General features: G+C 71.0%; 20 protein-coding genes. 18 read left to right on the top strand and 2 right to left on the bottom strand.

Annotated elements, in window-relative coordinates:
• Nucleotides 1-61: 61 nt before the first annotated feature.
• Nucleotides 62-1294, top strand: a complete 1233-nt coding sequence (ftsY, locus tag ACTWQF_RS00530; RefSeq protein ID WP_443275996.1) for a signal recognition particle-docking protein FtsY — start codon at nt 62-64, stop codon at nt 1292-1294.
• Nucleotides 1295-1369: 75 nt separating this feature from the next.
• Here ftsY and ACTWQF_RS00525 read toward each other — a convergent pair whose 3' ends face one another.
• Nucleotides 1370-2101, bottom strand: coding sequence for a bifunctional DNA primase/polymerase (locus ACTWQF_RS00525; RefSeq protein ID WP_443244940.1), 732 nt, complete (start codon nt 2099-2101; stop codon nt 1370-1372).
• Nucleotides 2102-2453: 352 nt separating this feature from the next.
• Here ACTWQF_RS00525 and ACTWQF_RS00520 point away from each other — a divergent pair, with 352 nt between their 5' ends.
• From ACTWQF_RS00520 to ACTWQF_RS00495, 6 genes are all read left to right on the top strand, one after another.
• The gene (locus ACTWQF_RS00520) at nt 2454-4082 is read left to right on the top strand and encodes a hypothetical protein (protein ID WP_443275993.1); all 1629 of its coding nucleotides are present in this window, start codon (nt 2454-2456) and stop codon (nt 4080-4082) included.
• Nucleotides 4083-4367: 285 nt separating this feature from the next.
• Nucleotides 4368-5672 carry an ammonium transporter gene (locus ACTWQF_RS00515; protein ID WP_443275991.1) on the top strand — a complete coding sequence of 435 codons (1305 nt, stop codon included), beginning with the start codon at nt 4368-4370 and terminating at the stop codon, nt 5670-5672.
• On the top strand, nt 5669-6007 hold the full coding sequence (locus tag ACTWQF_RS00510) for a P-II family nitrogen regulator (RefSeq protein WP_433099071.1): 339 nt from the start codon (nt 5669-5671) through the stop codon (nt 6005-6007). The genes ACTWQF_RS00515 and ACTWQF_RS00510 overlap by 4 nt, the downstream gene beginning before the upstream one ends.
• 164 nt (nt 6008-6171) lie before the next feature.
• Nucleotides 6172-8667 (top strand): [protein-PII] uridylyltransferase, encoded by a 2496-nt coding sequence (locus ACTWQF_RS00505; protein ID WP_443277506.1) that lies wholly within the window; start codon nt 6172-6174, stop codon nt 8665-8667.
• A 105-nt stretch (nt 8668-8772) separates the two neighbouring features.
• Entirely contained in the window at nt 8773-10323 is a 1551-nt protein-coding gene (gene ffh / locus ACTWQF_RS00500; RefSeq protein ID WP_443275989.1) for a signal recognition particle protein, read from the top strand.
• A gap of 32 nt (nt 10324-10355) precedes the next feature.
• A complete protein-coding gene (locus tag ACTWQF_RS00495; RefSeq protein WP_443275987.1) occupies nt 10356-10874 on the top strand; it encodes a GNAT family N-acetyltransferase in 519 nt (172 codons plus the stop codon).
• Between the two features lie 45 nt (nt 10875-10919).
• On the opposite strand, the gene ACTWQF_RS00490 is transcribed toward ACTWQF_RS00495, so the two are convergent.
• Nucleotides 10920-11726: a class I SAM-dependent methyltransferase gene (locus tag ACTWQF_RS00490; RefSeq protein WP_443275986.1), complete on the bottom strand. Its 807-nt coding sequence runs from the start codon at nt 11724-11726 to the stop codon at nt 10920-10922.
• A gap of 494 nt (nt 11727-12220) precedes the next feature.
• Between ACTWQF_RS00490 and ACTWQF_RS00485 the strand changes: the two genes are divergently transcribed.
• From ACTWQF_RS00485 to ACTWQF_RS00435, 11 genes are all read left to right on the top strand, one after another.
• Nucleotides 12221-12838, top strand: coding sequence for a hypothetical protein (locus ACTWQF_RS00485; protein ID WP_443275984.1), 618 nt, complete (start codon nt 12221-12223; stop codon nt 12836-12838).
• A 284-nt stretch (nt 12839-13122) separates the two neighbouring features.
• Entirely contained in the window at nt 13123-13572 is a 450-nt protein-coding gene (rpsP, locus tag ACTWQF_RS00480) for a 30S ribosomal protein S16 (protein ID WP_433099061.1), read from the top strand.
• Between the two features lie 2 nt (nt 13573-13574).
• A complete protein-coding gene (locus ACTWQF_RS00475; RefSeq protein WP_209237778.1) occupies nt 13575-13814 on the top strand; it encodes an RNA-binding protein in 240 nt (79 codons plus the stop codon).
• A 175-nt stretch (nt 13815-13989) separates the two neighbouring features.
• Nucleotides 13990-14607, top strand: coding sequence for a ribosome maturation factor RimM (gene rimM, locus ACTWQF_RS00470; protein WP_443275983.1), 618 nt, complete (start codon nt 13990-13992; stop codon nt 14605-14607).
• A complete protein-coding gene (gene trmD, locus ACTWQF_RS00465; RefSeq protein WP_443275981.1) occupies nt 14604-15419 on the top strand; it encodes a tRNA (guanosine(37)-N1)-methyltransferase TrmD in 816 nt (271 codons plus the stop codon). The genes rimM and trmD overlap by 4 nt, the downstream gene beginning before the upstream one ends.
• Nucleotides 15420-15629: 210 nt before the next feature.
• Nucleotides 15630-15980, top strand: coding sequence for a 50S ribosomal protein L19 (rplS, locus tag ACTWQF_RS00460; protein WP_443275979.1), 351 nt, complete (start codon nt 15630-15632; stop codon nt 15978-15980).
• A 44-nt stretch (nt 15981-16024) separates the two neighbouring features.
• A complete protein-coding gene (lepB, locus tag ACTWQF_RS00455; RefSeq protein WP_443275977.1) occupies nt 16025-16741 on the top strand; it encodes a signal peptidase I in 717 nt (238 codons plus the stop codon).
• A 403-nt stretch (nt 16742-17144) separates the two neighbouring features.
• Nucleotides 17145-18179, top strand: coding sequence for a signal peptidase I (gene lepB, locus ACTWQF_RS00450; protein WP_443277504.1), 1035 nt, complete (start codon nt 17145-17147; stop codon nt 18177-18179).
• Nucleotides 18073-19149 carry a signal peptidase I gene (lepB, locus tag ACTWQF_RS00445; RefSeq protein ID WP_443277503.1) on the top strand — a complete coding sequence of 359 codons (1077 nt, stop codon included), beginning with the start codon at nt 18073-18075 and terminating at the stop codon, nt 19147-19149. The genes lepB (ACTWQF_RS00450) and lepB (ACTWQF_RS00445) overlap by 107 nt, the downstream gene beginning before the upstream one ends.
• Nucleotides 19150-19242: 93 nt before the next feature.
• A complete protein-coding gene (gene lepB / locus ACTWQF_RS00440; protein ID WP_443275975.1) occupies nt 19243-19974 on the top strand; it encodes a signal peptidase I in 732 nt (243 codons plus the stop codon).
• A gap of 39 nt (nt 19975-20013) precedes the next feature.
• Entirely contained in the window at nt 20014-20337 is a 324-nt protein-coding gene (locus ACTWQF_RS00435) for a DUF2469 domain-containing protein (protein WP_114015897.1), read from the top strand.
• Nucleotides 20338-20562: the final 225 nt, after the last annotated feature.

Raw genomic sequence — 20562 nt, 5'->3', positions numbered from 1 at the left:
CCAGCGCGCGCGAAGAGGGAATGGCCGCGAGGGGTTGACGGTGGTCGATACTGGAGCCGCTATGGAAATCGTCATCCTTGTAGTAGTCATCGCTGTGATCGCGCTCGCCGCGATCAGCGGGCTCGTGGTCAGCGGCCGCAGGAAGAAGGCGGCCGGGACCCAGCAGCCCGGAACCCCCGAGAGCACTGCCGAAGCCCCCACACGTACAGCCGAACCGAAGGTCGGAGAGGAGGCGGAGGCCCCGCCCGAAGGCGCCCGCCGCACGATCGAGGAGGTCGGCCTTCCCGAGGCCGAGAAGGCGGAGGCCGAGGCGCCCGTCACCGCGGAGGCGGCCACGGCTCCGCCCGAGGTGGAGACCCCGGCTCCGACCGCTGGCCGCCTGGTGCGGCTGCGCGACCGGCTCTCCCGCTCCCAGAACTCCCTCGGCAAGGGCCTGCTGACCCTGCTGTCCCGGGAGCACCTGGACGAGGAGACCTGGGAGGAGGTCGAGGACACCCTGCTGACCGCCGACGTCGGCGTCGGCCCCACCCAGGAGCTGGTCGAGCGGCTGCGCGAGCGCGTCAAGGTGCTCGGCACCCGCACCACCGATGAGCTGCGCGGCCTGCTGCGTGAGGAACTGCTGAAGCTGGTCGGCACCGACCTGGACCGCACCGTGCACACCGACACCCGGGGCGCCGTCGACCGCCCGGGCGTGGTGCTGGTCGTCGGCGTCAACGGCACCGGCAAGACCACCACCACCGGCAAGCTCGCCCGGGTGCTGGTGGCGGACGGCAAGTCGGTGGTGCTCGGCGCGGCCGACACCTTCCGTGCTGCCGCCGCCGACCAGTTGGAGACCTGGGGCACGCGTGTGGGTGCCCGTACGGTCCGTGGCCCGGAGGGCGGCGACCCCGCCTCGGTCGCGTTCGACGCGGTCAAGCAGGGCACCGAGGCCGGCGCCGATGTGGTGCTGATCGACACGGCGGGCCGGCTGCACACCAAGACCGGACTCATGGACGAGCTGGGCAAGGTCAAGCGCGTCGTGGAGAAGCAGGGCCCGGTGGACGAGGTGCTGCTGGTGCTGGACGCCACGACGGGTCAGAACGGACTGGTGCAGGCCAGGGTGTTCGCGGAGGTCGTGGACATCACCGGCATCGTGCTGACCAAGCTGGACGGCACGGCCAAGGGCGGCATCGTCGTCGCCGTCCAGCGCGAACTGGGCGTCCCGGTCAAGCTCGTCGGCCTGGGCGAGGGCGCCGACGACCTGGCTCCCTTCGAACCGGATGCGTTCGTGGATGCCCTGGTCCAGGAGAGCTGAAGCCGGCAGTTGTCGTCGCGGTGGCAGGGGGTGTGCGGGGCGGTGCTGCTCCCACACCCCCTGACCATGTGCGGGCTAGCGCAGAGCCGCGCCCCAGCCCGCCGTGCGCGGCCGCACGACGGCCGAGCGGTGGCACACATACGCGAGGGTGCCCAGCAGCAAGCGGGCCTGCGGAGGGCGGCCCGCCGCCTCCAGCGTCGGTGCCCGCAGCCAGCGCACGGGTCCCAGACCGGCGAGGTCGGACGGCGGCGCAGTGATGTGCTCGCCCTCGCCCCTGCCGCGCAGATCGAGATCGGCGTCGTCCCAGCCCATCCGGTAAAGCAGCTCCGGGAGTTCGGCAGCGGCGCCCGGGGCCACCAGGAACCAGGCCCGGCCGTGCGGCGTCGCCGCCACCGGACCCAGCGGCACCCCCATCCGCTCCAGCCGCACCAATGCGCACTGGCCGGCGCTCTCGGCCACCTCGATCACGTCGAAGGCGCGGCCGGTGGGCAGCAGCGTGGCGGCGCCGGGGACCGCGGCCCAGGCGCGGGACGCCTCGTCCAGGGTGGCGCCCGCCGGCACCTCGAGGGAGGCGTCGAGCGGATGGTCGCCGGGGGAGGGGCAGGCGCTCGCGCCGCAGGAACAGGCGACACGGCCGCCCGAGCGGGTGGCGCGGGCGCCGGGGACGACGTCCCAGCCCCACAGGCTCGTGTACTCAGCGACGTTGGTGCACACCTGGGCGCGTTCGCGCCTGCGTGCGCCGGGCCGCAGCTCGCGGATCTCGCGGATGCCGCTGAGACCGCTGATGGCGCCGATCGTGAAGCCCATGCTCACTCCAACGGGTCCCGAATGCTTATGGTTACGACAACGTTGCACACAGTGACGGATGGACTCCTGGGCGAGGACGGGAAGGTGGGGACGGGGGCTGCCTCTCCGTGGAGTTGTTTCCCAGGTGTCAAGTCAAGCGCGTCCGAGCGCTCCGGGGTTCATTCGAAGGGGTGGCGAATGGTGGCGATTCTGCAATTACGCTCGCCTGGTTCGTGATCGTAGGATTACTTTCGGTACACACAGTGGAGAGAGCGCGGCGGCGGACTATGCCGGAGGCATGGCGGGTCGAGGGTGCGGCGGACGCGCGGGGGTGCGCGGACCCACCTGGCTCTGAACGCGTCGCCGAGCCGGGATGGGGGCGTTAACAGTGGCTGAGCGAGGCCAGGCGAGCAAGAGCCCGAACGAGCGTCTGGGCTCGTGGTTCATGCGCAGTGGCTGGTCCAAGGGCGAGCTGGCCCGCCAGGTGAACCGCCGGGCACGTCGGCTGGGCGCACACCACATCAGCACCGACACCTCCCGGGTACGCCGCTGGCTGGACGGCGAACAGCCCCGCGAGCCCATTCCCCGCATCCTCTCCGAGCTGTTCTCCGAGCGCTTCGGCTGCGTCGTCGCGGTCGAGGACCTCGGGCTGCGCACCGCCCGGCAGTCCCCCGCGGCCTCCGGGGTCGATCTGCCGTGGGCCGGGCCGCAGACGGTGGCGTTGATCAGCGACTTCACGCGCAGCGACCTGATGCTGGGCCGCCGCGGCTTCCTGGGCACCTCACTGACCGTGTCAGCGGGCCCCGCGCTGATCGAGCCCATGCAGCGCTGGCTGGTCCCGGGCACCGGCACCGAAGCGGCGCCACCGGGGGAGCAGCCGGTCTCCCCGGCCGACCCCACCGTCCCGGCGCCCCGTGACAGGCTGCGCGGTGAGACCGTACCCGGCATCGGGCAGTCCCCGCACGCGAGACGGCAGCGGCAGGCCCCCGGCGGAGAGGGTGCCGGGCGGGCCGGTGGCGGACTGCGGCGCGGGCCGCGGCTCTCCGCGCCCGAGCTGGAGCTGCTGGAGCAGACGACTCAGATGTTCCGTACCTGGGACGCACAGTGCGGGGGAGGACTGCGCCGCAAGGCGGTCGTCGGGCAGCTCCACGAGGTCACCGACCTTCTGCAGGAGCCGCATCCGGAGCCCGTCCGCCGCCGCCTCTTCCGCGTCACCGCCGAACTGTCCGAGCTGGCGGGTTGGATGAGCTACGACATCGGTATCCAGCCCACCGCACAGAAGTACTTCGTCCTGGCGCTGCACGCCGCCAAGGAGGCGGGCGACCGGCCCCTCGGTTCGTATGTCCTCAGCAAGATGGGGCGCCAGATGATCCACCTGGGCCGCCCCGAGGACGCGCTGGAGCTCGTCCACCTCGCCCAGTACGGCAGCCGGGAGGGCGCCACGCCCCGCACCCAGGCCATGCTCTACGCGATGGAGGCGCGCGCCTACGCCAACATGGGCCAGCCCGGCAAATGCAAGCGCGCGGTCCGGATGGCGGAAGAAACGTTCTCCGACATCGACCGCTCGGACGCGGACCCCGACTGGATCCAGTTCTTCTCCGAGGCCGAGCTCTGCGCGGAGAACGCGCACTCCTACCGCGATCTGGCCTACTCCTCCGGCCGCAGCCCGACCTATGCCTCCCTGGCGCGGCCCGTGATGGAGCGCGCCGTCGAGCTGTTCGCCAAGGAGGCCCGCGAGGCCGAGGGCGGCGGCCACCAGCGCTCCTACGCGCTCAACTTGATCGGCATGGCCAGCGTGCACCTGCTCCAGCGGGAGCCCGCGGGCTGCGTGGCGCGGGCGAGCGAGGCCCTCGGCGTCGCCAAGCGGCTGCGCTCGGAGCGGGTCAACAACCGGCTGCGGCGCACCACGGCCGGTGCCGTCCGCGAATTCGGTGAGCTCGCGGATGTGGTGCACCTGAGCGAGCGGCTCCGCGTCGAGCTGGCCGAGGTGGCGGCGGGCTGAGGGCCCCGGGCTCCGCTGCGGCTGCGGAGCTGTTGCCTGCAGCGGTAAGGGAGCGCGGCTGTATCGGTAAGGGAGCGCAGCGTACGCGCGTTCCCGCGGCGAAGGTCGCGGTTCATCTCCTCGTAACACCGGTGGGCCGGTTTTCACGGCCTTGAAACACCGAGGGGCGACGGCGGAAACGGGGCTTCGGAAACCTGGCAGTCAACCCGCCCCCCTCTCCCAGCCTTCGGCCGGGAGGTGCCCCCACCGGCCTGCAGGGTCGCCAACCCCGAGGAGACGTCCACATTGAACGGCGCGGATACCACTTTCGTCTTGGTCAGCGCGTTTCTCGTGATGGTGATGACGCCTGGCCTCGCCTTTTTCTACGGCGGCATGGTCCGGGTGAAAAGCGCCCTGAACATGCTGATGATGTCCTTCATTTCGCTGGCGATCGTCAGCGTCCTTTGGGTGCTCTACGGATACTCGCTGGCGTTCGGCCCTGATACCGGCGGAGTCATCGGGAACCTGGACTTCATCGGTCTCAAGGGCATCTCGCCCGATTCCCTCACCGAGAAGGGCGGCATTCCGGTCTTTGCGTTCATCCTCTTCCAGATGATGTTCGCGATCATCACGCCCGCGCTGATGAGCGGCGCACTCGCGGACCGCGTGAAGTTCAGCGCCTGGGCGGTGTTCCTCACGCTGTGGGTGACGATCGTCTACTTCCCCGTCGCGCACTGGGTGTGGGCCGAGGGCGGCTGGCTCTTCGACCTGGGAGTCATCGACTTCGCGGGCGGTACCGCCGTCCACATCAACGCGGGTATCGGGGCGCTGGCAGCGGTGCTCGTCGTCGGCAAGCGCATCGGCTTCAAGAAAGACCCCATGCGGCCGCACAGCCTGCCGCTGGTCATGCTCGGCGCCGCGCTGCTGTGGTTCGGCTGGTTCGGCTTCAACGCGGGCTCGGCGCTGGCCGCCGACGGCACCGCCGCGAACATGGCGCTCAACACCCAGCTCGCGACCGGCGCCGCCATGCTGGGCTGGCTGATCTACGAGCGGGTGAAGCACGGTGCGTTCACCACGCTGGGTGCCGCCTCCGGTGCCGTCGCGGGACTGGTGGCGATCACTCCGTCCGGTGCTGCGGTCAACGCCATGGGCGCGCTGCTCATCGGTGTCGTCGCGGGCGCGGTCTGCTCGTGGGCGGTCAGCCTCAAGTACAAGCTCGGGTTCGACGACTCGCTGGACGTGGTCGGCGTGCACCTGGTCGGCGGCGTCATCGGCACCCTGCTGGTCGGTTTCCTGGCCGTTGACGGGGTGGGCGGCCTGACCCAGTTCGGCAAGCAGGCGCTCGGGGCCTTCTCGGTGATGGCGTTCTCCTTCGTGGTCTCCTGGCTGCTGGCCAAGCTGGTACAGGCCACGATCGGCTTCCGCGCCGACCCGGAGGACGAGGCGGCCGGCGTCGACCAGGCGTTCCACGCGGAGACCGCGTACGACTTCAGCGCGGTCGGCGGCTCCTCGGTCCGCGACCGGGGCGGGCTGCCCGGCCCCGGAGCGGCGAACGGTGAGAGCGTGGCCGCGACCGGTAGTGACCGTCACGAAAGCAAGGTGGACGCATGAAGCTCATCACCGCGGTGATCAAGCCGTATCAGCTCGACGAGGTGAAGGAGGCGCTGCGGGCCTTCGGCGTCCAGGGCCTCACCGTCACCGAGGCGAGCGGCTACGGGCGGCAGCGCGGCCACACCGAGGTCTACCGGGGCGCGGAGTACACCGTCGACCTCGTCCCCAAGGTGCGCATCGAGGTGCTGGCCGAGGACGAGGACGCCGAACAGCTCCTGGAGATCGTCGTCAAGGCCGCACGCACCGGCAAGATCGGTGACGGCAAGGTGTGGGTGGTACCGGTCGAGACGGCCGTCCGGGTACGGACGGGCGAGCGGGGACCGGACGCACTGTGACGGACGCGGCGGGGGCACGGACAGCGGCGGGGGAGCGCGGGGCGGGCGGCCCGGAGGCGTTCGTGGGCAACGGCTCCGACGCCGAAGGGGCTGCGGGGGGCGGTCCGGGCCTCGGCCCGGACCGCGCCGGCGAAAGCCTCGCCGAGGGTTACGCCGCAGCCAGGGTGCGGCTGCTCCAGGACACCGAGCTGTCCGGCCCGGACCGCCGCCGCGCCCTCTCCGGGCTGACCGACCAGTGGCTCGCCGGGCTGTTCGCCGCCGCCGCGCCCGCCGGGACCGCGCTGGTGGCCGTCGGCGGGTACGGGCACGGCGAGCTCTCCCCGCGCAGCGACCTCGACCTGCTCCTGCTGCACGACGGCAGCACCGAGGCCGACGCCCTCGCGGCCCTCGCCGACCGCCTCTGGTACCCCGTCTGGGACCTCGGCCTGGCCCTCGACCACTCCGTACGCACTCTGGCCGAGGCCCGCACCGCCGCCGGGGAGGACCTCAAGGTGCAGCTGGGGCTGCTGGAGGCCCGGCATGTGGCGGGGGACCAGGACCTCACGGCGGAGCTGCGTACCGCCGCGCTCGCCCGGTGGCGCGCCGAAGCCCGCACCCGCCTTCCGGAACTTCACGAGTTCGCCACCGAACGGGCCCGGCGGCACGGCGAGTTGCGCTTCCTGCTGGAGCCCGACCTGAAAGAGGCCCGCGGCGGCCTGCGGGACCTCACCGCACTGCGCGCCGTGGCCGCCTCCTGGCTCGCCGACGCACCCCGTGAGGGACTCCGGGAGGCGCGGGACGTCCTCCTCGATGTCCGCGACGCCCTGCATCTGACCACCGGACGCGCCACCGACCGGCTCGCCCTCCAGGACCAGGACCAGGTCGCGGCGGCGCTCGGTCTGCTGGACTCCGACATCCTGCTGCGCCGCGTCTACGAGGCCGCGGGCGCCGTCAGCTACGCCAGCGATGTGACCTGGCGCGAGGTGGAGCGCGTGCTGCGGTCCCGCACCGGCGCCCCGCGCGGCGCCCGGCTGCGCGGGCTGCTGGGCGGCGGCAGGCGCTCGGCGTCACGCGCGGGCGCCCCTGCGCAGGAGCGGACGCCACTGGCGGAGGGCGTCGTCGAGTACGAGGGGGAGGCTTCGCTGGCGCTGCACGCCCGCCCCGACCGCGACCCCGTGCTGCCGCTGCGCGCTGCTGCCGCGGCGGCCCAGGCGGGGCTTTCGCTGGCGCTGCCTGCCGTACGCAAGCTGGCCCGTACCGCGCCGGAGCTGCCGGTGCCCTGGCCCGCCGAGGCGCGGGAGGAGTTCGTCACCCTGCTCGGTGCCGGCGAGGCGACCGTCCCGGTGTGGGAGGCCATGGACGCGGCGGGGCTGATCGCCCGGCTGCTGCCCGACTGGGAGCGGGTGCGCTGCCGCCCGCAGCGCAACCCGGTGCACCGCTACACCGTGGACCGCCACCTGGTCGAGACCGCCGTACGGGCCTCCGCGCTCACCCGGCGGGTGCACCGCCCCGATCTGCTGCTGACCGGTGCGCTGCTGCACGACATCGGCAAGGGCTGGCCCGGCGACCACTCGGTCACCGGCGAGACCATCACCCGTGACCTGGCAGCCCGTATCGGCTTCGACGCCGCCGACACCCGGACACTGGCCACCCTCGTACGCCACCATCTGCTGCTCGTCGAGACGGCGACGCGGCGGAACCTGGACGACCCGGCCACCGTTCGCTCCGTCGCCGAGGCGGTGGGCTCCCACGGCACCCTTGAGCTGCTGCACGCCCTGACAGAGGCGGACGCGCTGGCCACCGGACCGGCCGCCTGGTCGTCCTGGCGCGCGACGCTGGTGAGCGATCTGGTGTCCCGGGTGGCCGCTGTACTCGCCGGTGAGCCCGCGGCCGACCAGACCGACGACGGGGAGCTGACGGCAGAGGGCGAACGCCTGGCGATGGAGGCGTGGCGCACCGGCGGCCCCGTACTGGCGCTGTACGCCCAGAAGGCGGGCCACTCGGAAGCGGCCACGGTGCCGCAGGGTGCGTACGGACCGTCGGAGGGTGCGCATGGAGCGTCCGGCGGTGAGCATGGGCCCGAGCCGGTCGGCGTCGAGCTCTCCGTGGCACTGCCCGAGCAGCCAGGTGTCCTCCCGGCGGTTGCCGGAGTACTGGCCCTGCACAAGCTGACCGTCCGAGCGGCGGATCTGCGGCTGGCGGAGCTTCCCACAGCGGTGACGGAAGACGGGACCGCGACGGGTGAGACCCCTCGCGTTCTGCTGCTCACCTGGCGCGTGGCCGCGCAGTACGGCTCGCTCCCGCAGGCGGCGAGGCTGCGGGAGGACGTCGTCCGCGCCCTCGACGGCTCCCTCGGACTCGCCTCCCGGCTGGCCGAGCGGGAGGCCGCCTACCGCCCGCGCCGCACCGGAGTCCAGCCACCGCCGCCACGTGCCACCGTCGCCCCGGGCGACTCCGCGGCGGCCACCGTGATCGAGGTACGGGCCCAGGACGCCCCCGGTCTGCTGCACCGCATCGGCCGGGCTCTGGAAGAGGCCGGTGTACGGGTACGCAGCGCCCATGTGAGCACCCTGGGCGCGAACGCCGTCGACGCCTTCTATGTGACGGACGCCGCCGGGGCGCCCCTCTCGGACGTGGCGGCGGCCCGGCTCGCCCAACGGCTCGAGGCCGAGCTGCGCTGAGCTCTGGCGGGGCCCCGATCCGGACGGGCGGGGAAGCCCCGCCCGCGAGGCGGCTACCCTTGGCAGAGATTGACTCCGCCACCGACCCGAGGACCGACGAGCGCTGTGTTCGATACCCTTTCCGACCGCCTGAGTGCGACGTTCAAGAACCTCCGGGGCAAAGGGCGCCTCAGCGAGGCGGACATCGACGCCACCGCGCGCGAGATCCGTATCGCCCTGCTCGAGGCGGACGTCGCGCTCACTGTGGTGCGCGCCTTCATCAAGCAGGTCAAGGAACGCGCGCTGGGGGCCGAGGTCTCCCAGGCGCTGAATCCGGCCCAGCAGGTCATCAAGATCGTCAACGAGGAGCTGGTCGGCATCCTCGGCGGCGAGACGCGGCGCCTGAGGTTCGCCAAGAACCCGCCGACCGTCATCATGCTCGCCGGTCTGCAGGGTGCGGGTAAGACGACCCTGGCCGGCAAGCTGGGCCGCTGGCTCCAGCAGCAGGGCCACACACCGATGCTCGTCGCGGCCGACCTGCAGCGCCCGAACGCGGTCAACCAGCTCTCGGTGGTCGCCGAGCGCGCGGGCGTGGCCGTCTTCGCGCCGGAGCCGGGCAACGGGGTGGGCGACCCGGTCAAGGTCGCCAAGGACTCGATCACCTACGCGCGCGACAAGCAGCACGACGTGGTCATCGTCGACACCGCGGGACGCCTCGGTATCGACCAGGAGTTGATGCAGCAGGCCGCCGACATCCGCGACGCGGTCAGCCCGGACGAGGTCCTCTTCGTCGTCGACGCCATGATCGGTCAGGACGCGGTCACCACGGCGGAGGCGTTCCAGGAGGGCGTCGGCTTCGACGGCGTCGTACTCTCCAAGCTCGACGGCGACGCGCGCGGCGGTGCGGCCCTCTCGGTCGCGCAGGTCACCGGCAAGCAGATCATGTTCGCCTCCAACGGCGAGAAGCTGGACGACTTCGACGCCTTCCACCCCGACCGGATGGCCTCGCGCATCCTCGGTATGGGCGACATGCTCACGCTGATCGAGAAGGCGGAGCAGACCTTCAGCCAGCAAGAGGCCGAGAAGATGGCCGCCAAGCTGGCGAAGGGTCCCAAGGAGTTCACGCTCGACGACTTCCTGGCCCAGATGGAGCAGGTCCGCAAGATGGGCTCGCTCTCCAAGCTGCTCGGCATGATGCCGGGCATGGGCCAGATGAAGGAGCAGATCAACAACCTGGACGAGCGCGAGGTCGACCGCACCGCCGCCATCATCAAGTCCATGACTCCCGCGGAACGCGCCGAGCCGACGATCATCAACGGCTCGCGGCGGGCCCGTATCGCCCGCGGCTCCGGGGTGGATGTCAGCGCGGTCAAGAACCTGGTGGAGCGCTTCTTCGACGCCCGCAAGATGATGTCCCGGATGGCCCAGGGCGGCGGCATGCCGGGGATGCCCGGGATGCCGGGGATGCCCGGTGCGGGCGGGGGCAAGAAGAAGGGCAAGCAGAAGAAGGTCAAGGGCAAGCGTCAGTCGGGCAACCCGATGAAGCGCAAGCAGGAGGAGGAGGCCGCGGCGGCGCGGCGGGCCCAGGGCGGCGCCCTCGGCATTCCGGGCCCGGGCCAGGACCCGGGTGACTTCGAGCTCCCCCAGGAGTTCAAGGACATCCTGCCCCCGAAGTGAGCGTGCCGCGGCAAAGTCGGATGATGTCGTCCATGCGCGTATACATCCGCCCTCCGCGGCCCGCCGACGAGCAGCTCTACAGCGATGCCGTCGTCCGCTCGGCAGACCACCTCCGCCCGTGGAATCCTGTCGAGCCGGACGGCCTTCCCGATCTGCTCCGCCGCCAGGGGCCCGCGCTGCGCACCTTCCTCGTCCTCGACCGGGAGGACGAGGGGCTGGTCGGCCGGGTGAACGTGGCCAACATCGTCCGGGCCCGCTTCTGCAACGCCTCGCTCGGCTACGACAGTTACGTCCCCTATGCCGGCACCGGACGGATGACCGAGGGGCTGCGGCTGGTCGTCGACCGCTGCTTCCAGCCGGGCCCCGACGGACTCGGCCTGCACCGGCTGGAGATCAACGTCCAGCCGGAGAACGAGCGCTCCCTGGCGATGGCGAAGCGGCTCGGCTTCCGGCACGAGGGCTTCTCGCCCAGGATGCTCTACATCAACGACGCCTGGCGCGACCACGAGCGCTTCGCGCTGACCGTCGAGGAGTGGCCGGGTCTGGGCTGACGGCTGACGGCCAGGGGTTACGCATGTTCGGTTCGCAGGCGGTCGTCACGTACGGGCGACGACGTAGCGGAACAGGTTCGGCATCCACACTGTGCCGTCCGCGCGCAGGTGCGGGTGGAGTGCCTCCATCAGTTCCTTGAGCACCTGCTCTTGGTCGGTCGCGCGGACCGCACTGTCGTACAGCCCGGTCGACAGCAGCCCGCGCACCGCGCTCTCCATGTCCGCGTAGCCGAACGGGCAGGCGACCCGTCCGGACCCCTCCAGCCGCAGCCCGCCGTACACCGCCAGCTCCTCCAGATCGTCCCGGCCGCACCAGTCGGGCCGCGCCTCGGCCGGTTCGGCAAGCCGGGTCGCCACCCGCAGCGCGGGCGCCACCGCGCACCGCTCCACCGGGCCCCAGCCGGCCAGCACGACGGCGACACCGCGGCCGAGCGTCTTCCGCAGCCGTAAGAGCTCCTCCCGTTCCGGCAGCGCGCCGAAAGCCGTCACCAGCGTCGGCGGTTCACCGCGGCTTACCGCCTCCAGCGCTGTGCCGTGGGTGAGCCGGGCTTCCCGGCCAGCTGCCCCGCCGGAGCCGTGGAGTCGCCGCCCGGCGAATTCGAGGCGGGTCGCATCCGTGTCCGCGCCGTGTACGTACGCGCCCCTGCCCGCCGCCAGCAGCAGCGCGAGGCCCGTACCGCAGCCGAGACCGAGCACCCGCGTGCCCGGCCCGGTCTCCATCCGTTCGTACACCGCTTCATAGAGCGGAACCAGCATCCGTTCCTGGATCTTGGCCCAGTCCCGCACCCGGGCCGCGCTGCCGGCGGCGGGGAGGCGGGTCCGGTGCTGGCGGTGTACGAGCGTGGGTGTCATCGCAACGCCCCAATCCGAAGATCCGTCCGGCCGTTTGGTCCCCCGAGTGGTGCTCGTGCCCCGTATGCCAGGGAACTGCGTATCCTCCCGGGAGTCCAGGGGGTGCGCCCGGTTGTCTTCCACGCTCCCGATGTGCGCCCCTCCGCCCCCGCGCGCCGGACAGCCACGCCATGCCGTATCGGGCAGACGGGGGGCCCAGAACGTCTGCTTCACCCCCTGACGTACGGCACGTACGTCAGGGTGAGGAGCGCACAGAAAACGTCCGTACGATCGGGGAGGCGCGGGGAACCCGGGAGTTGCGGGGTGAGAGCGCATGGGCGACAGAGTCGCGTTCGGTGATACGTCCCGGCTTGGGGTGGCTGTGCGGCTTGAGTACACATCTGTGGACCCGCACCCATCTCCCCACGCATCACCGAGAACTGACTGGTACGTGCAAAATATTTGTGTTGCCCCGTAATCGGAACACCGGGGCACCTCTGCTCGTTGGGAACGACGTGAGCACGACACCACCAGTTCTCGCCGCCGAGCTGGCAGCCGCCTGGGCCGACATTCAACGGCACCACCCCGAGCTGCCGGATCTGGCCGCGCCTGAATCACTCATCGGAGAGTCCTCGTCCGCCTGCGGCACGGGGCTCTCGTTCGAACGGCTGCTCCATGAGGCAGTCCACGGCATCGCCGCGGCCCGCGGTATCCGGGACACCTCTCGAGCCGGCCGTTACCACAACCGACGCTTCCTGGCGATCGCCGAGGAGCTGGGCCTTGAGCACCCCGAGGAGCCGCATCCCAGCAGCGGCTTCTCCCTCGTGGTGCTCACGCCCGAGACGAGAAGGCGATACCGCCCCACGATCGAGCGTCTCCAGCGGGCGCTGAAGGCGTACAGCGCGGCCACCGAGACCGACACCGGGCGCAGCTTCCGCGGGCCCGCGGCACGGCACGGGTCCTCCGGGGGCGGTGTCCGCGTCAAGGCCGTCTGCGACTGCGGGCGCAATGTCCGCGTGGTGCCCTCCGTGCTGGCCCAGGCCCCCATCATGTGCGGAGCCTGCGGCAAGCAGTTCCGCATCCCGGCCGAGTCGGCGCCCGCGCCGGCGGCGGAACCGATGGCCGTCGGCTGACGCGGCTGCGGCCCGCAGCCGCGGGGTGCGTGACGAGCGTCCGCGCGCCTCGGGGCCCGGCTGGGTGGGCCGGTTCCATCGGGTCCGGGTGACGCCGGTGCGGCAACGACCAGGGGCGGTTTCGGCCGGGCCCGTACGGTGTGGCATCATGGTCGGCTGAACTCGGCAGCCGCACAGGACCCCTCTCTCCTCCGGCTGACGCGTCCATCGGACACCCGGCGCTACAACCCCACGTGGCAAGTCCGCCGTGTCCACCCACGTCAAGACCAGGAGACACCACACCCGTGGCAGTCAAGATCAAGCTGAAGCGTCTGGGCAAGATCCGTTCGCCTCACTACCGCATCATCGTCGCCGACTCCCGCACCCGCCGTGACGGCCGGGCCATCGAGGAGATCGGCCTGTACCACCCGGTGCAGAACCCCTCGCGCATCGAGGTCGACTCGGAGCGTGTGCAGTACTGGCTCAGCGTCGGCGCCCAGCCGACCGAGCCCGTCGAGGCCATCCTCAAGGTCACCGGCGACTGGCAGAAGTTCAAGGGTCTGCCCGCCCCGGAGCCGATGAAGGTCGCCGAGCCGAAGGCCGACAAGCGCGCCCTCTTCGAGGCCGCCGCCAAGGAGTCCGCCGACGAGCCGAAGGGTGAGGCCATCACCCCCAAGGCCAAGAAGGCTGATAAGGCCGACAAGAAGGCGGACGAGGCCGACGCTTCGGCCGCCACCGAGTCGACCGAGGCCTGAGGATGCTCGAGGAGGCCCTCGAGCACCTGGTGAAGGGCATCGTCGACCACCCCGACGAGGTGCAGATCGCGTCCCGCAACCTCCGTCGCGGGCGCGTGCTCGAGGTCCGGGTGCACCCCGACGACCTCGGCAAGGTGATCGGCCGTAACGGTCGCACCGCGCGCGCTCTGCGCACCGTCGTGGGAGCGCTCGGCGGCCGGGGTGTCCGCGTCGACCTCGTCGACGTGGACCAGGTCCGCTGAAGCGCAGCATGCAGCACCGGCACGGGCCGGGGACGGCAGTCAAGCCGTCCCCGGCCCGTTGTCGCGCTCGCACTCCCACCGGCACCGCCCGCACCACCGCACCGCCGTCCACACCACCGAAACCACCGAAACCACAGACACCCACCGAGCACGGAACCGAGCACGGAGAAGCACAGTGCAGCTAGTCGTCGCGCGGATCGGCCGCGCCCACGGCATCAAGGGCGAGGTCACCGTCGAGGTCAGGACCGACGAGCCCGAACTGCGGCTCGCCCCCGGCGCCGTGCTGGCCACCGACCCGGCCACCGCCGGTCCGCTGACCATCGCCTCCGGCCGGGTGCACAGCGGACGGCTGCTGCTGCGCTTCGAGGGCGTCGGTGACCGGACCGCCGCCGAGGCCCTGCGCAACACCCTGCTCATTGCCGAGATCGATCCGGACGAGCGCCCCGAGGATCCGGAGGAGTTCTACGACCACCAGCTGGAGGACCTGGAGGTCGTCACGGGGGACGGAACGGTCGTCGGCCGGATCGAGAGCGTGGCGCACCTGCCGGCCCAGGATCTGCTCGTCGTACGGCGGGAGGACGGCGGCGAGGTCCTGATCCCGTTCGTCCACGAGATCGTCCCGGAGGTCGACCTGGAAGCCCAGCGCGCTGTCGTCGACCCGCCGCACGGCCTGCTCGGCGAGGAGACGGCAGAGACGGCGCAGCCCTCGGAGACAGCCGGGGCTGAGGAGGCGGAGGAGACCGCGGAGGGCGAAGGCGGCGGAGAAAGCCCCGGTCAGGAGAGCGCGCGGTGAGGCTCGACGTCGTCACGATCTTTCCCGAGTACCTGGAGCCGCTGAACGTCTCGCTGGTCGGCAAGGCCCGTGCGCGCGGCGTACTGGATGTCCGCGTCCACGATCTGCGGGACTGGACGTACGACCGGCACCACACCGTCGACGACACCCCCTACGGCGGCGGCCCCGGCATGGTCATGAAGCCCGAGCCCTGGGGGGAGGCGCTCGACGAGGTCCTGGCCACGGGCGAGCCCGGTCAGGGCCCGCCCGTGCTCGTCGTCCCCACTCCCAGCGGTCGGCCCTTCACCCAGGAGCTGGCCGTGGAACTCGCTGACAAGCCGTGGCTGGTGTTCACCCCGGCCCGCTACGAGGGCATCGACCGCCGGGTCATCGAGGAGTACGCGGACCGGCTCGACGTACGGGAGGTCTCCATCGGTGACTACGTACTCGCCGGCGGGGAGGCGCCCGTCCTCGTCATGGTCGAGGCGATCGCCCGGCTGCTGCCCGGTGTGCTCGGCAATGCCGCCTCGCACCAGGACGACTCGTTCGCGCCCGGCACCATGGCCAACCTGCTGGAGGGCCCCGTCTACACCAAGCCGCCCGAGTGGCGCGACCGTGGCATCCCGGAGGTGCTGCTGAGCGGCCACCACGGCAGGATCGCCCGCTGGCGCCGCGACCAGGCGTTCGCCCGGACGGTGGCCAACCGGCCCGACCTGATCGAACGCTGCGACCCGGAAGCCTTCGACAAGCACGACCGGGCCACCCTGGAGGAGCTGGGCTGGCGACAGGGCACGGACGGGCGCTGGCAGCCGGAACACGGGGAGACGGATTAGGCCGCAGGCCGAGAGGCGGGCGGTACGCCTGTGCGGAACAGGCGGCCGATTTGGGCTGCGCAGGGAGCCGTGGAAGAATGGGCTGCTGCCTCACCTCCGGCGCGCGACCCTGCCACAGGGGGACCGACGCCCGCCGAGAGTGGCGGCTCCATGGATCACCACCACGATTCCGTTGATGACCTGTGGCATCAGCGAGGAAAGCAGACGGACATGTCCAACCTTCTCGACAGCGTCGACTCCGCATCCCTGCGCAAGGACGTACCGGCCTTCCGCCCCGGCGACACGATCAACGTGCACGTCCGCGTCATCGAGGGCAACCGCTCCCGCGTCCAGCAGTTCAAGGGCGTCTGCATCCGCCGCCAGGGCTCGGGCGTCCGTGAGACCTTCACGGTCCGCAAGGTCAGCTTCAGCGTCGGCGTCGAGCGCACCTTCCCGGTGCACACCCCGATCGTCGAGAAGATCGAGGTCGTGACCCGCGGTGACGTCCGCCGCGCCAAGCTGTACTACCTGCGCGACCTGCGCGGCAAGGCCGCCAAGATCAAGGAGAAGCGCGAGAGCTGAGCTCGCGTCCTCGGCGCCCGGCGGGCCGGTTAGGCTTCCGCTCGATGGAGACCGAGGAACAGCACGACGAACCGGAGCGCGACCGTTCTTCCGTTCCCGACCAGGGAAGGAAGAGCAGGTCGCGCTCCGTGCGTCTGGGCCTGTCAGTGGGGTCCGTACTGGCGGTGCTCTTGCTGACGAGCGCGTTCATCGTGCAGCCTTTTCTGATCCCGAGTTCCTCGATGGACCCGACCCTGCGCGTCGGGGACCGGGTGCTGGTGAACAAGCTGGCCTACCGCTTCGGCGACGGTCCGCGGCGCGGGGAGGTCGTGGTCTTCGACGGCACCGACTCCTTCTCGGGGGAAGCCGACCCCGACGCGAACCCGGTGACGACCGCACTGCACAAGGCCGGCGCGGCGACCGGACTGGTGCGGCCCTCCGAGACCGACTATGTGAAGCGCGTGATCGGAGTCGGCGGCGACCGGGTGCGCTGCTGTGACAGACGGGGGAGGATCGAGGTGAACAGCCGGCCCGTGGACGAGGACTATCTGCACCCCGGCAACGCCCCTTCCGCCGTGCCCTTCGACATCCGGGTTCCGGAGGGGCGCCTGTGGGTGATGGGCGATCACCGTTCCCAGTCCAGCGACTCCCGTGACCACCTCGGCGACCCTGGTGGCGGCACCGTTCCCGTGGAGCGGGTGATCGGGCGCGCCGACTGGATCGGCTGGCCACTGGGCCGCATCGGGGCGGTGCCTGCGGGCGCGGGCGGCGGCCATGGCTGACCCCGAGCACTCTCCCGGCCACTACGGATACGGGGCTTCAGGGGACCCCGGCTACGGCGATCCCGGACACGGAGACTCCGGATACGGAGATTCCGGATACGGCGACCCCGGATACGGAGCGCCTGGACCGGGCGCGTACGGCCCTGCCGGGGAGGCCGGCTCCCAGGGCGCCCCGTATCCCTATACGGAGCCGTACGACTATTCCGAGCCGTACTGGTACAGCAACCCCCAGCCCTATCCGCCGCCCGAGACCGTCGGGCCGCCCCCAACCGGCGCTCCGCCACGGCCCGGTGTGCCCCCCGAGGCCGGTGTTCCACCCGGGGCCCGTGTTCGCCCCGAGGCCCGCGTGCCCTCCGCGCCTCCCGGCGGTCCGGACCTGACCGGTCAGCCGGCTGCGGGAGCCATGGACGCCGGGGAGGCCGCAGGAGCCGCGGGGGAGGAGTCGCCGCTGCGCCGTCCCGGGCAGGGCAGGGCCGACCGCAGGCGGGCCGCCAAGCGGATCAAGCGTCGCCGCAGACTCTCCGCGACCAAGGAGATTCCGATACTGATCGGTGTCGCCCTGCTGATCGCGTGGCTGCTGAAGACCTTCCTTGTCCAGGCGTTCGTGATTCCGTCCGGCTCGATGGAGCAGACCATCCGGGTCGGCGACCGGGTGCTGGTGGACAAGCTCACCCCTTGGTTCGGCTCCAAGCCGCATCGCGGAGACGTGGTCGTCTTCGAGGACCCGGGCGGCTGGCTGGAGAACGAGAAGAAGGACACCAAGGACGCGCCGGCCGGGATCAAGCAGGGCAAGGAGTTCCTGACGTTCATCGGGCTGCTGCCCTCTGACGACGAGCAGGACCTGATCAAGCGGGTCGTCGGCGTCGGCGGTGACACGGTGCGCTGCTGCGACAAGCAGGGCCGCATCACCGTGAACGGCACACCGTTGAACGAGCCGTACCTCCATCCGGGCAACAAACCTTCCCAGATGAAGTTCAAAGTGAACGTCCCTGTGGGACGCGTGTTCGTGATGGGCGATCACCGGTCCGACTCCGCCGACTCCCGCTATCACCTCAAGGAACCGGACCGGGGAACGATCGGGGAGGACCGGATCGTTGGCAGGGCAATCGTCATTGCCTGGCCGTTCGACCATTGGAGGCGGCTCGAGGAGCCGGAGACCTTTTCCTCGGTGCCTGATCCCGCGGGCGTGGCCGCCCCCGCATCCGTGCACCAGGACAATCGAGTGGCGCAACTCCCGTTCTTCGCGGAACTTCCGCTCGTTATGGGAGTGGTGGGCCTGTCCCGATTGCGGAACAGGCGAGTGCGCAGTGTGAGGAGTGGATGTGGGGGACTTGGCGGTCGGCACACGGTCCGGTTCCGGGTACCCGGAGGACGAACGTCCTGGAACGGACGGCAGAGCGGGCGACGCAGGACCACCGGCCGTGGAAAGAGAGAGTGACAGTGTGACCGCCGATACTGACGGGACGGCAGCGAGCTCCGGTGCTAATGGGGACGGCCCGTGGAGCTCCGATCCGAAACCGGGCCACGAGGTGCCGGACCCGGACGGAGGAGCCGAGGATCTGCGGGAGAAGAAGCCGGTGAAGAAACAGCGCGCGTTCTGGAAGGAACTGCCGATGCTCATCGGCATCGCGCTGATCCTCGCCCTGATCATCAAGACCTTCCTGGTGCAGGCGTTCTCCATCCCCTCCGATTCGATGCAGAACACGCTCCAGCGCGGCGACCGGGTGCTGGTCGACAAGTTGACGCCGTGGTTCGGGTCCACCCCGGAGCGCGGTGAGGTCGTCGTCTTCCACGACCCGGGCGGCTGGCTCCCCGAGGCACAGGTGGAGGAGAACTTCATCCAGACCGCGCTGAGCTTCATCGGTCTGATGCCGTCCGCCAACGAGAAGGACCTGATCAAGCGGGTCATCGCGGTCGGCGGGGACACCGTCGAGTGCAAGAAGGGCGGCCAGGTCCGCGTCAACGGCACGGCGCTGGACGAGTCCTCGTACCTCTTCCCGGGCAACACCCCTTGCGACGACAAGCCGTTCGGCCCGGTGAAGGTCCCCGAGGGCAAGCTGTGGGTGATGGGCGACCACCGCCAGGACTCCCTCGACTCCCGCTACCACCAGAACCAGCCCGGTGACGGCTTCGTCCCGGAGAAGCAGGTGGTGGGCAGGGCCATCGTCAAGGCGTGGCCGATCAACCGCTGGGGTTCGCTGCCGGTGCCGGAGACCTTCGACGAGCAGGGCGTGCAGTCGCGCGCGCTGAGCGCCGCACCGGGCGCGCTCGGGCTGGCGGGCGCCGTCCCGCTGGTGCTGTGGCGGCGCAGGCGGCTGCACCTCAAGGCGCGGCCCGCGCAGGGGGCGCGGTCCGCGTCCGGCCAGGGCCCGGCGTCATACCGGAGCTCAGCGTCTTCCGAGGGCTGACGGCTTCCCGTACCGCCCGGTAGGGTCAGCGGTCGGTGCCGGCGCAGGCCGGCGCGAGGCCGCTGCGAAAGACCCGGGAGTGCGGAAGTGAGCATGGCAGAACGTACCGACGAGGGCCGCAGCCGCCTGGGCAACCGATTGTCCTCAGTGGCCGTGGCCCTCGGGTGTGTGCTCTTCCTCGGCGGCTTCGTCTGGGGTGCCGTGCTCTACCAGCCGTACACGGTGCCCACCGACTCCATGGACCCGACCGTGAAGTCCGGTGCCCGGGTGCTGGCCGAGCGCGTGGACGGCAACGAGGTGCGGCGCGGCGATGTCGTCGTCTTCCAGGACTCGGTGTGGGGCGCGGTGCCCATGGTCAAGCGGGTCGTGGGGGTCGGCGGTGACAAGGTGGCGTGCTGCGACCGGGACGGTCGGCTCAAGGTCAACGGGAAGCCCGTCGACGAGCCCTACCTGCGCTCCCACGGCCGCGATTCGCAGCGCCCCTTCGACGCCACTCGTATACCCAAGGGCAAGCTCTTCCTGCTGGGGGACAACAGGGAGGCGTCCCTCGACTCCCGGGTGCACCTGGAGGACGCCGACCACGGTGCCGTGCCGCGTTCCGCGGTCCAGGCCCGGGTCGACGCCATAGCCTGGCCCACCAGCGCTTTCGGCATGCTGCCGGAGGCGAGCGGGTTCGCTGACATGCCCGGCGGCACCTCGGCTCGCGGACCGCTCCCGCTGGCGGTGACCGCCGTGGTCGTGGGTGCCGTCCTGGTGCTGGGCGGTGCCGCGTACGGGCCGCTCGCGCGGCGCCGCGCAACTTCGGCCCGACGCCGCCCGGGGTGACGCACAATGGGGGGACGCACGGCTGAAGGGGAACATGCCATGAGCGCCGAGGACCTCGAAAAGTACGAGACCGAGATGGAGCTCAAGCTCTACAGGGAGTACAGAGATGTCGTCGGGCTGTTCAAATACGTGATCGAGACCGACCGGCGTTTCTATCTCACCAATGACTACGAGATGCAGGTCCACTCGGTTCAGGGCGAGGTTTTCTTCGAGGTGTCGATGGCCGATGCCTGGGTCTGGGACATGTACAGGCCGGCCCGGTTCGTCAAACAGGTACGGGTGCTCACGTTCAAGGACGTGAATATCGAGGAGCTCAACAAGAGCGAGCTCGACCTGCCGGAGGACTCGGACTTCAAGGGCTGAGCCGAGCCGCTCCGCCGACCTCGCCGTCGGGGTGCCCGTTGCTGGTTCCCGCTGCCGCAGAACCTCACTCGGGCGGGTGACGGAGTTGTCCACAACTGCCGGGTTCTCCACAGAAAACACGCAAGATCCCTGAGCCGCCTCCGGTGCCGCCACAGTCGGTGTCGGAGGTGGTGCCGTATGAATACGAGCGATGCGCGGGGCGGCGGACGTCCCGGCACGGAGCGG

Origin of the sequence: Streptomyces sp. 8N114 (assembly GCF_052245835.1) — a bacterium.
Lineage (GTDB): Bacteria > Actinomycetota > Actinomycetes > Streptomycetales > Streptomycetaceae > Streptomyces.
This window is presented reverse-complemented; position numbering and strand designations above follow the sequence as displayed.